At 71.4% G+C, this 12,302-nt stretch carries 15 protein-coding genes; 7 read left to right on the top strand and 8 right to left on the bottom strand.

All coding sequences use genetic code 11. The annotated features are described in order from the left end of the window. Positions 1 to 17 precede the first annotated feature (17 nt). The 5 genes from rpmB (at position 18) to SACCYDRAFT_RS06245 (ending at position 1,697) form a co-directional block, all read left to right on the top strand. Positions 18 to 254 carry a 50S ribosomal protein L28 gene (gene rpmB / locus SACCYDRAFT_RS06265; RefSeq protein WP_005454602.1) on the top strand — a complete coding sequence of 79 codons (237 nt, stop codon included), beginning with the start codon at positions 18 to 20 and terminating at the stop codon, positions 252 to 254. Positions 255 to 257: 3 nt separating this feature from the next. Continuing rightward, on the top strand, positions 258 to 422 hold the full coding sequence (rpmG, locus tag SACCYDRAFT_RS06260) for a 50S ribosomal protein L33 (protein ID WP_005454600.1): 165 nt from the start codon (positions 258 to 260) through the stop codon (positions 420 to 422). Continuing rightward, complete coding sequence (gene rpsN / locus SACCYDRAFT_RS06255; protein ID WP_005454599.1) at positions 422 to 727, top strand: 30S ribosomal protein S14; 306 nt, start codon at positions 422 to 424, stop codon at positions 725 to 727. Before rpmG ends, rpsN begins: the two co-directional genes overlap by 1 nt. A gap of 11 nt (positions 728 to 738) precedes the next feature. Further along, positions 739 to 978, top strand: a complete 240-nt coding sequence (gene rpsR / locus SACCYDRAFT_RS06250) for a 30S ribosomal protein S18 (RefSeq protein WP_005454598.1) — start codon at positions 739 to 741, stop codon at positions 976 to 978. 134 nt (positions 979 to 1,112) lie between these two features. Then, complete coding sequence (locus SACCYDRAFT_RS06245) at positions 1,113 to 1,697, top strand: hypothetical protein (RefSeq protein WP_005454597.1); 585 nt, start codon at positions 1,113 to 1,115, stop codon at positions 1,695 to 1,697. 48 nt (positions 1,698 to 1,745) lie between these two features. Here the strand turns inward: SACCYDRAFT_RS06245 and SACCYDRAFT_RS06240 are convergent, their stop codons facing one another. Then, positions 1,746 to 2,342: a TetR/AcrR family transcriptional regulator gene (locus tag SACCYDRAFT_RS06240; protein WP_005454596.1), complete on the bottom strand. Its 597-nt coding sequence runs from the start codon at positions 2,340 to 2,342 to the stop codon at positions 1,746 to 1,748. Positions 2,343 to 2,537: 195 nt separating this feature from the next. Here SACCYDRAFT_RS06240 and SACCYDRAFT_RS06235 point away from each other — a divergent pair, with 195 nt between their 5' ends. After that, positions 2,538 to 4,724: an MMPL family transporter gene (locus tag SACCYDRAFT_RS06235; protein WP_005454595.1), complete on the top strand. Its 2,187-nt coding sequence runs from the start codon at positions 2,538 to 2,540 to the stop codon at positions 4,722 to 4,724. Here SACCYDRAFT_RS06235 and SACCYDRAFT_RS26585 read toward each other — a convergent pair. Genes SACCYDRAFT_RS26585 through hisD form a run of 4 tightly spaced genes read right to left on the bottom strand, consistent with a single transcriptional unit; the run spans position 4,721 to position 7,904 of the window. Then, positions 4,721 to 4,879, bottom strand: a complete 159-nt coding sequence (locus tag SACCYDRAFT_RS26585) for a hypothetical protein (RefSeq protein ID WP_005454594.1) — start codon at positions 4,877 to 4,879, stop codon at positions 4,721 to 4,723. The two genes, SACCYDRAFT_RS06235 and SACCYDRAFT_RS26585, sit on opposite strands and share 4 nt — an antisense overlap. Beyond that, the gene (hisB, locus tag SACCYDRAFT_RS06230) at positions 4,880 to 5,479 is read right to left on the bottom strand and encodes an imidazoleglycerol-phosphate dehydratase HisB (protein ID WP_005454593.1); all 600 of its coding nucleotides are present in this window, start codon (positions 5,477 to 5,479) and stop codon (positions 4,880 to 4,882) included. Then, positions 5,476 to 6,582 (bottom strand): histidinol-phosphate transaminase, encoded by a 1,107-nt coding sequence (locus tag SACCYDRAFT_RS06225; protein ID WP_005454591.1) that lies wholly within the window; start codon positions 6,580 to 6,582, stop codon positions 5,476 to 5,478. The genes hisB and SACCYDRAFT_RS06225 overlap by 4 nt, the downstream gene beginning before the upstream one ends. Continuing rightward, positions 6,579 to 7,904, bottom strand: a complete 1,326-nt coding sequence (gene hisD / locus SACCYDRAFT_RS06220; protein ID WP_005454590.1) for a histidinol dehydrogenase — start codon at positions 7,902 to 7,904, stop codon at positions 6,579 to 6,581. Before hisD ends, SACCYDRAFT_RS06225 begins: the two co-directional genes overlap by 4 nt. Before the next feature lie 48 nt (positions 7,905 to 7,952). Here hisD and SACCYDRAFT_RS06215 point away from each other — a divergent pair, with 48 nt between their 5' ends. Then, positions 7,953 to 8,762, top strand: coding sequence for a carbon-nitrogen hydrolase family protein (locus tag SACCYDRAFT_RS06215; RefSeq protein ID WP_005454589.1), 810 nt, complete (start codon positions 7,953 to 7,955; stop codon positions 8,760 to 8,762). 36 nt (positions 8,763 to 8,798) lie between these two features. On the opposite strand, the gene nadC is transcribed toward SACCYDRAFT_RS06215, so the two are convergent. Genes nadC through nadA form a run of 3 tightly spaced genes read right to left on the bottom strand, consistent with a single transcriptional unit; the run spans position 8,799 to position 12,294 of the window. Next, positions 8,799 to 9,656 carry a carboxylating nicotinate-nucleotide diphosphorylase gene (nadC, locus tag SACCYDRAFT_RS06210; protein WP_005454587.1) on the bottom strand — a complete coding sequence of 286 codons (858 nt, stop codon included), beginning with the start codon at positions 9,654 to 9,656 and terminating at the stop codon, positions 8,799 to 8,801. Continuing rightward, positions 9,653 to 11,290 (bottom strand): L-aspartate oxidase, encoded by a 1,638-nt coding sequence (locus SACCYDRAFT_RS06205; protein ID WP_005454583.1) that lies wholly within the window; start codon positions 11,288 to 11,290, stop codon positions 9,653 to 9,655. Before SACCYDRAFT_RS06205 ends, nadC begins: the two co-directional genes overlap by 4 nt. Then, complete coding sequence (nadA, locus tag SACCYDRAFT_RS06200) at positions 11,287 to 12,294, bottom strand: quinolinate synthase NadA (protein ID WP_005454581.1); 1,008 nt, start codon at positions 12,292 to 12,294, stop codon at positions 11,287 to 11,289. The genes SACCYDRAFT_RS06205 and nadA overlap by 4 nt, the downstream gene beginning before the upstream one ends. Positions 12,295 to 12,302: the final 8 nt, after the last annotated feature.

The following is a 12,302-nucleotide window of genomic DNA, read 5'->3' as shown; positions in this document are numbered from 1 at the left end:
TCAACTAGGGAGGGGCTGTGTCAGCCAGCTGTCAGGTCACCGGGCGCAAGCCGGGCACGGGCAAGCGGGTGTCGCACTCTCACAGACGCACCTCGCGGACATGGAAGCCGAACCTGCAGAACCGCAGGTACTGGGTGCCCAGCGAGGGTCGCTGGGTGCGCCTGCGCGCGTCGGCGAAGGGAATGAAGACGATCGACAAGCGCGGCATCGACGCCGTCGTGGCCGAGCTGCGCGCCAAGGGGGTGCGACTGTAGACCATGGCCCGCGACGACCTTCGCCCGATCATCAAGCTCCGGTCCACCGCAGGCACCGGCTACACGTACGTGACCCGCAAGAACCGCCGTAACGATCCCGACCGCATGGCGCTGCGCAAGTACGACCCCGTGGCGCGCAGGCACGTCGAGTTCCGTGAGGAGCGCTGATGGCCAGGAAGTCCAAGATCGTCCGCAACGAACGGCGACGCGCCGTCGTGGCCCGGTACGCGGAACGCAGGGCCGAGCTGAAGGCCGTCGTCCGCTCACCGCGTTCCACGCCCGAGGACAAGGCTGCCGCCGTGTCGGCGCTGCAGGCCATGCCACGCGACGCGAGCCCCACACGCGTCCGCAACCGCGACGTGGTCGACGGCCGTCCGCGCGGGTACTTCCGCACGTTTGGCCTGTCGCGCATCCGGTTGAGGGAGATGGCCCACCGCGGCGAACTGCCCGGTGTCAGGAAGTCGAGCTGGTGAAGGAGAAAGCGATGGCCAAACGCGATCCACGCGGCGGCGGGCGCAAGCGCAACCTGCTGAGAGCCAACGGGGTCGACGAAGTCGACTGGAAGGACGCGACCCTGCTGCGCCAGTTCGTCTCCGACCGGGGCAAGATCCGCGCACGACGGGTGACAGGGCTCAGCCCGCGGGAGCAGAAGCAGGTCGCCACCGCGATCAAGAACGCACGCGAGATGGCCCTGCTCCCCTATCCGGCCTCTCGCCGGGGGTGAGTCCGCAGGACACGGGGCGAGGCGGCGTCGGGCACACTGTGGCCGGCGTCGCTCGCGCCACCTGGAGCGCCGAGCGGGTTGGAAGGCTTCGGGGCGATTCGGTCGGGCCGCCGTCGGATCCACTTGAGGAGCTGATGCCCGTGCCTGTCGTGGAGCTGCTGCGCCGAGCCGTCGCCCTGGTGCCGGAGGACGCCCGAAGTGACGCCGGACGCGGCCCCGACGACGTTGGGGACCACCTCGACCACAACGAGTGGGAAGCAGCGCTCGACCTTCTCCTGGATTTCGACGGCCTCACCTGGCAGACCGTGGAGTACTGGGATCTCCTCATCGCCGCCGCCGAGGAGATGCGGCTCGACGACGACGCCCGCTGGTGCCACTGGCGCAGGTTTGAGGCCCGCTCCGGCCTCGTCCGTGCCGAACTCCAGCTCGTCCCCGCCGAGGTCGGCGGGCGACGGATCCCGATCCCGGGTACGGGAGTTCTGCGGCCGATGTGGAACCTGGACCCGGACTCCGACGGGAGGACCGAGCTCCACATCGCCGCGCTGTGGGTCGAGACCGCCAGCGCCCTGCAACCCGGCGGGCACGGCACGGTCAGGCTGCTTCCCCTGACACCCGAGCGATGGCGACACCTCGCCCCGGGCGACCGGATCACCATGCACGAGGCACGGCCCGTGGCGGGCACGGCGACGATCGTCCAGGTGCTGCCTCCGCCCTCCTGACGCGCTCCCCGGCGACGGTGGCACCGTGGTCACCACCGACCGCCCGGCTCACGAATCGCGGTCCTCCGCCTTCGGCCCCCGCCGCCTCGGCCTGCCGAGCATCCGCCTGCCGATGTCGAACAGGTGCGTGCGCAGCGTCTCGTCGTCGAGGTGCGCCTGCTCCGGCGCGCCGCCTGCCAGTGCGAGCCCGGCCAGCATGACGTTGACGTTGATGGTGGTGGCCAGATCCGGGTCGGGCCCGGCGAGGAGCTTGCGCATGCGCGCGGCGAAGTTCTCCACTCCGTCGAGGGAACGCTCGATGGCACGGATGATGCCGGGATCGCTGTTGAACAGCGCGATGAGCGACCGGTACCGCACGATGAGGTCCACGAACCCGCCGAGCGCGTGGTCGATCTGCGCGCCACGGGTGCGTTGCCGTTCGGCTTCGGCCATGCGGGCGGTCAGTTCCTGCAGTGCCGGGGCGGCGACGGCCTCGGTGATCTCGTCCTTGGTCCTGAAGTGGTAGTAGACGGCCGCCTTCGTCACGCCGAGTTCGTCGGCGATCATCTGCAGCGACGTTCCTCCCACCCCATGCTCGCTGAACAGCCGCAGCGCCGTGGCAAGCAGGCGGGACCGGGTGTCCTCGGCAACGGTGTCGCCACTCATCCTTCCTCCTCACAAACACTCCGACCCTACGCCGCGCACTGCCGCGGGTCTCACCTCGCCCACCACCGCCCCGCTGGTTTCAGTCACTGTTTTCCGGGTCACACACTTGCCGATCGGCTTAAAAGCTACTTGCCGATCGGCTAGCATACGCGCCGTACTTTCCGTGAATTTTCTTCGCGTTGGGAGCTTTTCGTCTTGGCCACCTTCCTCGCCAGACTCGGTCGCGCGTCCTTCCGGCGGCGCCGCCTGGTCACCAGCCTGTGGGTGCTGCTGCTCGTGGTCTTCGGCGTCGGCGCCATCACGCTGTCCGGACAGACCTCCAACTCCGTGACCATTCCCGGCACGGAGGCACAGCAGGCCATCGACCACCTGGAAGAGAAGTTCCCCGAGGCCGGGGTCGGCAAGGGCACGGTGAACGTCGCCGTAGCCCCGCCCGAGGGTGGGCAGCTCGACCCGAGGGTGGTGGCCGGGCTCGTCCAGGACCTTGGCGAGGCGCCGAACGTCGCCACCGTCGTCGACCCGTTCCAGGCGAAGTCGATCGCCCCCGACGGCTCGCTGGTTCTGGTCAAGGTCGTCTACCAGGTGCCATCGCCGGAGGTGACCGACGCCGACCGCGACGCGCTGCAGGCCGCCGCCGAGTCGACGCGCGCGGCGGGCTGGACGGTGGAGTTCGGCGGAGACGCCATGCAGGGTGTCCCGGTCACCCAGCCCACCGAGGGCATCGGCGTGGTCATCGCCGCCATCGTGCTCGTCGTGACGTTCGGCTCGCTGATCGCGGCCGGGCTTCCCCTGCTCACGGCGCTGGTCGGCGTCGGCATCGGCATGGCGGGCATCACCGCGCTGTCGGGAGTCGTCGACCTCAACGCCAACACCCCGGTGCTCGCACTGATGATCGGCCTCGCCGTCGGCATCGACTACGCGCTGTTCATCGTGTCGCGCCACCGCTCCGAACTGGAGAGCGGCGCGAGCCCCGAGGACGCCGCCGCCACGGCCGTGGGCACGGCGGGCTCGGCCGTCGTGTTCGCCGGACTGACCGTCATCATCGCGCTGGCCGGGCTCACCGTGGTGGGCATCCCCATCCTCGGCCAGATGGGGCTGGCGGCCTCCGCGACCGTGGCCGTCGCCGTGCTCATCGCCATCACGCTGCTGCCCGCCGTGCTCGGCTTCGCCGGCACCAAGGTGCTCGGCGGCCGCGTCCCCGGGTTGCGCCGCACGGCGAAGCCCGGCCCGACGGCGGGCGAACGGTGGGCCTCCTTCCTCTCACGCCGCCGCGTCGTGATGCTGCTCGCGACCGTGGCCGGTCTCGCGGTGCTGGCCGTTCCCGCCGCGGACATGCGGCTCGGCCTGCCCACCGACGCCACCGCCGCGCCCGACTCGACACAACACAAGGCGTACGACCTGATCAGCGAGAGCTTCGGCCCCGGCCTGAACGGCCCGCTCGTCGTCGTGCTCGACGTGGAGTCCGATCCGCAGGGCACGGCGCGGGTCGCGATGCAGCGCATCGGATCGCTCGACGACGTCGCCATGGTCACGCCGCCTCAGTTCAACCGGGAGCGCGACACGGCGTTGCTCACCGTGATCCCCGACAGCGGGCCGCAGACCCAGGAGACCGAGGACCTCGTCGCCGACATCCGTGACCTCGGTGGGGAATTGAAGGCCGACACCGGCGCCACCACGTCGGTCACCGGCGCCACCGCCATGAACATCGACATCTCGCAGACGATGTCCGACGCCCTGCTGCCCTACCTGTCCCTGGTCGTCGGGCTGGCGTTCATCCTGCTGATGATCGTGTTCCGGTCGCTCCTCGTGCCGCTTTCGGCGACACTGGGCTTCCTCGGCTCCGTCGGCGCCACGTTCGGCGCGGTCGTGGCCGTGTTCCAGTGGGGCTGGCTCGGCGACCTGCTCGGCGTCGACGCCACCGGACCGGTCATGAGCGTGCTGCCCGTCCTGCTGATCGGGGTGCTGTTCGGGCTCGCCATGGACTACCAGGTGTTCCTGGTGACGCGCATGCGCGAGGAGTACGTCCACGGCAGCGCACCGGACAAAGCCATGATCACCGGTTTCAAGCACGGCTCACGCGTCGTCGTGGCAGCCGCGCTCATCATGATCAGCGTGTTCGCCGGTTTCGTCCTGGCCGAGTCGGTCCTGATCCAGTCGATCGGGTTCGCGCTCGCGTTCGGGGTGGCCGTGGACGCGTTCGTGGTGCGCATGACCATCGTGCCCGCGCTGATGTCGCTGCTCGGCCGCAGCGCGTGGTGGCTGCCGCGCTGGCTGGACCGCGTCCTGCCCAACGTGGACGTGGAGGGCGAGAAACTCGCCCGCGGCGCGAACGGTGGCAACGGCGGGGCCGGCGGCGACCGCGAGTTGGAGCCGAGCCGCTAGGACGAGAGCCAGACCACGGCGCCGCCGCCCGCCAGCAGAGCGGCGGCGCCGACCGCCACCGCCAGTCCCCGCGACTTCTTCCACAGGCTGAAGGCACCACCGGCGAGGAAGCCCGCCACGGCGAACAGCAACAGGACGACGACGTCTCGCGACACCTACAGCACTCCCTTCGTGGAGGGAATGCCACCCGCCCTCGGGTCGGGCTCCGTCGCCGCCCGCAGCGCCCTCGCGACGGCCTTGTACTCCGCCTCCGCGATGTGGTGCGGGTCGCGGCCGTGGACGACACGCACGTGCAGCGCGATCTGCGCGTGGAACGACAGCGAGTCGAACACGTGCCGGTTCAGCACGAACGGGTAGTTGCCGCCGATGGTGAAGGCGTTGAACTGTTCGGGCTCGCCGACGTGCACGCAGTACGGGCGGCCCGACACGTCGATGGCGGCGTGCGCGAGTGTCTCGTCCATCGGAATCCAGGCGTCGCCGAAACGCCGGATGCCCTTCTTGTCGCCCAGCGCCTCACGAATCGCCTGCCCGAGCACGATCGCGGTGTCCTCGACCGTGTGGTGGGCGTCGATGTGGACGTCGCCCCGCGCCTCGACCCTCAGGTCGAGGCTGCCGTGCACGCCGAAGGAGTGCAGCATGTGGTCGTAGAACGGGACACCGGTGGACACCTCCACCTGGCCGCTGCCGTCGAGGTCGACCTCGACCCTGATGGACGATTCCCTGGTGGTGCGCTCCACCTTGCCGACCCGGCTCACCGCGGGACCTCCTTGCTCACCTTCAGGAAGGTGTCGTTCTCCTCGGGCGTGCCGATGGACACGCGCAGATGACCCGTGATGCCGATGTCGCGGATCAGCACACCGGCTTCCAGATAGGACTTCCATGCCGCCGTCGCGTCGGCGAAGCGTCCGAAGAGGATGAAGTTGGCGTCACTGGGAACCGGTGAGAAACCGAGCTGCCGCAACGATTCCGCGACGCGGTCGCGTTCCGCGGCCAGGGTGGCCACCGACTTCAGCGTGGCGTCGGCATGCCGCAGTGCCGCGCGGGCGGCGGCCTGGGTCACCACGGAGAGATGGTAGGGCAGGCGGACCAGCAACAGCGCGTCCACCACGGCGGGCGCCGCGGCCAGGTAGCCGAGGCGGCCACCCGCGAACGCGAACGCCTTGCTCATCGTGCGCGACACCACGAGCTTCGTGGGGTGGTCGTCGAGCAGTCGCACGGCGCTCGGTTGCGACGAGAACTCGGCGTATGCCTCGTCCACCACGACCAGCCCCGGAGCCGCCCGCAGCACGGTCTCCAGATCGGCCAGCGGGATCGATCCGCCCGTCGGGTTGTTGGGGCTGGTGAGGAACACGACGTCGGGCGCGCGTTCGGCCACCAGCGCGGCGGCCTTCTCCGCGTCGAGCGTGAAGTCGGCGCGACGCGGCGCGGGAACCCAGTCGGTGCGCGTTCCCGCCGCGATGATCGAGTGCATCGAGTACGACGGCTCGAAGCCCAGCGCCGTACGCCCCGGACCACCGAACGCCTGCAGGAGCTGCTGCAGGATCTCGTTGGAGCCGTTGGCCGCCCACACGTGACGCTCGGTCAGGGGCACCCCCGTCGACGTCGACAGGTAGGCCGCGAGGTCCCGCCGCAGCGCGACGGCGTCGCGGTCGGGATAGCGGTGCAGGTTCCTCGCCGCGTCCCGCACGGCCTCGGCCACGTCGTCGACGAGCGCGGCGGGCGGCGGGAACGGGTTCTCGTTGGTGTTCAACCGCACCGGCACGTCGAGCTGCGGTGCCCCGTACGGGCTCTTGCCCCGCAGGTCGTCACGCAGGGGCAACTGGTCGAGCGTGACGTCCGTGCTCCTGCCCGCGCTCACGCGTCCTCCCCTGACAGTCGCGCGGTGACGGCCTCGCCGTGGGCGGGCAGGTCCTCCGCGTTGGCAAGGGTGACGACCTTGCCCGCCACCTCGCGCAACGCCTCCTCGCTGTAGTCCACGACGTGGATGCCTCGCAGGAAGCTCTGCACGGACAGTCCCGACGAGTGCCGCGCGAAACCGCCCGTCGGCAACACGTGGTTGGACCCGGCGCAGTAGTCGCCGAGCGACACCGGGGCGTAGGGGCCCACGAACACGGCGCCCGCGTTACGCACCCGGGCGGCCACCTCGCGCGCGTCGGCGGTCTGGATCTCCAGGTGCTCGGCGGCGTAGGCGTCCACCACCCGCAGCCCCTCGTCCAGTGTGGACACGAGCACGGTGCCGGACTGCGGGCCTCGCAGCGCCTGCTCCACACGCTCGCTGTGCTTCGTGGCGGCGACCCGATGCCGCAGCTGTTCGTCAACCTCGTCGGCGAGCCGCTCCGAGGTCGTGACGAGCACGCTCGCGGCCAGCGTGTCGTGCTCGGCCTGGCTGACGAGGTCGGCGGCCACGTGGGCGGCGTCAGCGGTGTCGTCCGCCAGGATCGCGATCTCGGTGGGCCCGGCCTCGGAGTCGATGCCGATCAGGCCGCGCAGCATCCGCTTGGCGGCGGTCAGGTAGATGTTGCCCGGCCCGGTCACCAGGTCGACCGGCTCCAACTCCGCGCCGTCGGTGTCCGTACCGCCGTGGGCCAGCAGGGCCACGGCCTGCGCACCGCCGACCGCCCACACCTCGTCGACGCCCAGCAGTGCGGCCGCCGCGAGGATCGTCGGGTGCGGCAGGCCGCCGAAGTCGGCCTGTGGCGGGGAGCACAGCACCAGCGACTCCACACCCGCCGTCTGCGCGGGCACGACGTTCATCACCACGCTCGACGGGTACACCGCCAGCCCACCCGGCGCGTACAGGCCGACGCGGCGCACCGGCACCCACCGCTCGGTGACCGTGCCACCCGGGACGACCTGGGTGGTGACGTCCTGCCTGCGCTGGTCGGCGTGCACGGCGCGCGCCCGGGCGATCGACTCCTCCAGAGCCTCGCGCACCGCCGGGTCGAGTTCCGCGAGCGCGCTCTCCAGTTCGGATGCGGGCACCCGGACCCGGCCGGGACGCACCTTGTCGAAACGCTCGGCGTACTCCAGCACGGCGTCGACTCCGCGTTCCCGCACCGCGTCCACGACCGGGCGCACCTGATGCAGCACCGCGTCCACGTCCATCTCGGCGCGCGGGAGCAGGGCGCGCAACTGGGCCGGGGACGGGACGCGACCTCGCAGGTCGGTGCGCTTCAACATAATGTCCAGGGTACGAGGCGGGACCGCGTCCGCGACCGGGAGGTAGCCGTGATCCGAGTGGGCTTGTGCCAGCTCACATCCAGTGCCGACCCGACCGAGAACCTCCGGTCGGTACGCGAGTGGACGGCCACCGCCGCCGCACGCGGGGCCCGGGTGGTCGTGTTCCCCGAGGCCATGATGGTGCGCTTCGGCGTGCCGCTGCGGCCGGTGGCCGAGCCGATCGACGGTCCGTGGGCCCACGGGGTGCGGGAGATCGCCGACGAGTTCGGGGTCCTGATCGTCGCGGGCATGTTCACCCCCGACGGCGACCGGGTGCGCAACACCCTGCTCGTCACCGGCCTCGGCCACCACCTCGGTTACGACAAGATCCACCTCTACGACGCCTTCGGGTTCCGGGAGTCCGAGACGGTGGCGCCGGGGGAGCGGCCGATGACCGTCACGGTCGAGGGCGTGACCCTCGGTTTCGCCACCTGCTACGACGTGCGGTTCCCCGAACTGTTCCAGGCGCTGGCGGAGGACGGCGGCAGCGCGGTCGTGGTGCCCGCGTCGTGGGGAGCCGGTGAGGGCAAGCGCGAGCAGTGGGAACTGCTGGTCCGCGCCCGGGCCCTCGACTCGGGAACGTGGGTGCTGGCCTGCGACCAGGCCGATCCGGCCGCGGCGGGCGTCGACGTGCACCCGAAGGCACCGACCGGCATCGGCCACTCCCTCGTGGCCGACCCGTTCGGCGGAGTGCGGGCGCAGCTCGGTCCCGCCCCCGAGTTGCTGGTGGTCGACATCGACCCCGACCGTGCCGAAGCGGCCCGCGCGGCCACCGCCGTGCTGGCGAACCGGAGGCTGGGCGCCGGCCGTCCGCAGTGATCCACGGTGGTCCGCGCTGGTCCGCGCCCGTCCCGGTCACGCGCCGCGCAGGTCCATTCCGATGTCGAGGGCCGGTGCGGAGTGGGTGAGCGCGCCCACCGCGAGGTAGTCCACGCCCGTCTCCGCGTAGTCGCGTGCCACCGCCAGGGTCAACCCGCCGGAGGCCTCCAACCGCGTCTTCGGTGACAGTTCGTCGCGCAGCTCCACCGCCCGCCCGCAGTCGCGGGGACCCAGGTTGTCGAGCAGCACCTCGTCGGCGCCGCCCTCCAGAGCCTCGACCAACTGTGCGAGGTCGTCGACCTCCACCTCGCAGGGCAGTTCGCCTGCCCGTTCGCGGGCGAGCCGCAACGCCTCGGTCACCGACCCGGCCGCGACGACGTGGTTGTCCTTGATCAGCACCGCGTCGCCGAGCCCCATGCGGTGGTTGACGCCGCCCCCGCAGCGGACGGCGTACTTCTCGAGCGCCCGCAACCCCGGCAGTGTCTTGCGGGAGTCCCTGATGGCGCAGCCCGTGCCCGACACCGCCGTCACCCACGCCGCCGTCGCCGTCGCGATCCCGGACAGGTGGCACAGCAGGTTCAGCGCCGTGCGCTCGGCCGTCAGCAGGCCGCGTACCGTACCCCGGACCACGAGCGCGGGTTCGCCGGGTGAGAGCCCGCTGCCGTCCGGGCGTCGGGACACCACGTCGTAGCCGTCGCCGAGCACGGCGTCGAAGACCGCCGTGGCCACCTCGACGCCCGCCAGCACACCGGGCACGCGCGGAGTCAGCTCGGCGACGGCCGTCGCTCCCTCGGGGACCGTCGCCTCCGTGGTGACGTCCGGCCCGTATCGCAGGTCCTCCTCCAGTGCCGTGGTGACGACGCGTCGCACCTCGGCGGCATCCGGTTCGCTCACGCCACGTCCTCCAGGATCGGGTCGGTCAGCACGGGTTGTCCGGACGGGTTCAGCCGGACGGTCTGGCTACGCCTCCAGAGACGGTCGTCACGCTCTGGGTGGTCGTGCCGCACGTGGCAGCCCCTCGACTCCGTCCGCGTGTTCGCCGCCGCGAGCAGTGCGCGCGCGACGAGCGTGAGCGCCGCGTCCTCCACCGCGTCAACAGTCCACAGCGGAGTGTCCTTCGTGGAGACGTCGAGGACGGAGCCCGCCACCGCCATCCCCTCGGCGTCACGGCCGATGCCCGCGTACCGGCTCATGAGCCGCTGCAACGCCGACCGCTCGGCCACGGGCGCCACAGGGGTCGGGCCCGGTCGCGGGTCGGACACCGCCGACCTGCCCGCCGCCAGGTCCATCGCCATGGCCTCGGCCGCGCGGCGCCCCATCACGAGCCCTTCCAGCAGGCTGTTCGAGGCCAGCCGGTTGGCGCCGTGCAGCCCCGTGCGTGCCACCTCCCCCACCGCGTAGAGGCCGGTGACCTCCGTCCGCCCGTGCCGATCGGTGACCACGCCGCCACACGCGAAGTGCGCGGCGGGAACGACCGGGATCGGCTCGCGGGTGGGGTCGATCCCGGCCGCCGTGCACGCGGCCAGCACCGTGGGGAACCGCTCGGCGAACCCGGTGACCGCCGTGGCATCGAGGAAGACGTGGTCGTCGACACCACCGGGAGCCGAGGCGAGCCTGCGCGTGATCGCGGCTGACACCACGTCACGAGGTGCGAGATCGCCCAGCGGATGCACACCGCGCATCACCCGGTCACCGGCGGCGTCCACGAGCACGGCACCCTCACCGCGCACCGCCTCCGTCACCAACGGGCACCGCCCCCTGGCCCCCGGCGTGTAGAGCACGGTGGGGTGGAACTGCACGAACTCGAGGTCGGCGGCACTCGCACCGGCCCGCAGTGCCAGGGCCAGGCCGTCACCGGTGGCGAGCTCGGGATTCGACGTCGCCTGGTAGAGCTGCCCGAGCCCACCCGTGGCCAGCAGGACCGCCCGCGCCCTCACGGTGCCGGGCGTGGAGTCCGGCGCGGCCAGGACCCGCAGCCCACACACCTCGCCCGACGCCGTGGTGAGTGCCTCCACAGCGACGTGCTGTTCCAGTACCGGAAGTCCCTCCGCCGCGGCCACGAGACAGCGCTGGACCTCGGCGCCCGTGGCGTCGCCCCCAGCGTGGATCACGCGGAAGGCGCTGTGCCCACCCTCCCGGGTGCGAGCGAGCCGCCCGGCGGAGTCGGTGTCGAACCGGGCACCCCGGCTCCGCAGCCACTCCACGGCCGCCGGTCCCGCCTCGACCACGGTGCGCACCGCGTCGGCGTCGCACAGCCCCGCCCCGGCGTTGAGGGTGTCGGCCACGTGCGCGTCCAGCGAGTCGCCGTCACCGCCTGCGGCGTCGGCGAGCACCACGGCCACGCCTCCCTGCGCCCACCGCGTGTTGCCGTCGGTGAGGCGGCCCTTCGTCACCACCAGCACCCGCAGCCCGAGTTCGGCGGCCCGTGACGCCGCCGTCAGCCCGGCGACCCCGCTGCCGACCACCACCACGTCGGCTTCCGCCTCCCACGGTGTTTTCGACTCCGAGGCAAAAACCGGAGAGGTCATTCGCCACCGCCGGGAGTACCGATCTCCACCATCCGCCGCACCGACGCCCGCGCCCGGGCCGCGATCTCCGGGTCCACGTGGACCTCGTCGACGCCGTCCCGCAGCGCCCGCAACAGGGCCGCAGGAGTGATCATCTTCATGTAGCGGCAGGACGCGCGGTCGTTCACGGCGCGGAAGTCGATCTCGGGTGCGGCCTTGCGCAACTGGTGCAGCATCCCCACCTCCGTGGCGACGAGCACCGACCTCGCCTTCGTGTCCCGTGCCGCGGTGAGCATGTCCCCCGTGGACAGGATCTTCACCCTCTCCGACGCGACGGCGCCTTCCCCCGCCAGGTACAGGGCCGAGGTCGCACACCCGCACTCCGGGTGGATGAACAGGTCGGCCTCGGGGTCCGCCGCCGCCCGCTCCGCGAGCTCGGGGCCGTTGATGCCGGCGTGCACATGGCACTCCCCCGCCCAGACGTGCAGGTTCTCCCTGCCGGTGACCCGTTTGACGTGAGCGCCGAGGAACTGGTCAGGGCAGAAGAGAATCTCCTTGTCGGCGGGGATCGACGCCACGACGTCCACCGCGTTCGACGACGTGCAGCAGATGTCGGTCTCGGCCTTCACCTCCGCCGTGGTGTTCACATAGGACACCACGACCGCACCGGGATGCCGCGACTTCCACTCCCGCAACTGCTCACCCGTGATGGAGTCGGCGAGCGAGCAACCCGCCCGCGCGTCGGGGATGAGCACCGTCTTCTCCGGAGAAAGGATCTTCGCGGTCTCCGCCATGAAGTGGACACCACAGAAGACGATCGTGGAGGCGTCACTCGACGCGGCGATCCGGCTCAGTGCCAGCGAGTCGCCGGTGTGGTCGGCGATCTCCTGGATCTCGGGCAGTTGGTAGTTGTGCGCGAGCAGGACCGCGTCACGCTGACGAGCGAGGCTGCGCACCTCCTCGGCCCAGGCCGCGTCGGCCACGACCCCGTCGTACGGAGCGAGCTCGTCCACGTGTGCCGTCATAGTGGTCC

Origin of the sequence: Saccharomonospora cyanea NA-134 (assembly GCF_000244975.1) — a bacterium.
GTDB lineage: Bacteria > Actinomycetota > Actinomycetes > Mycobacteriales > Pseudonocardiaceae > Saccharomonospora > Saccharomonospora cyanea.
Note: the sequence above shows the minus strand (reverse complement) of the source record. Positions and strands in the feature narration are given on the sequence as shown.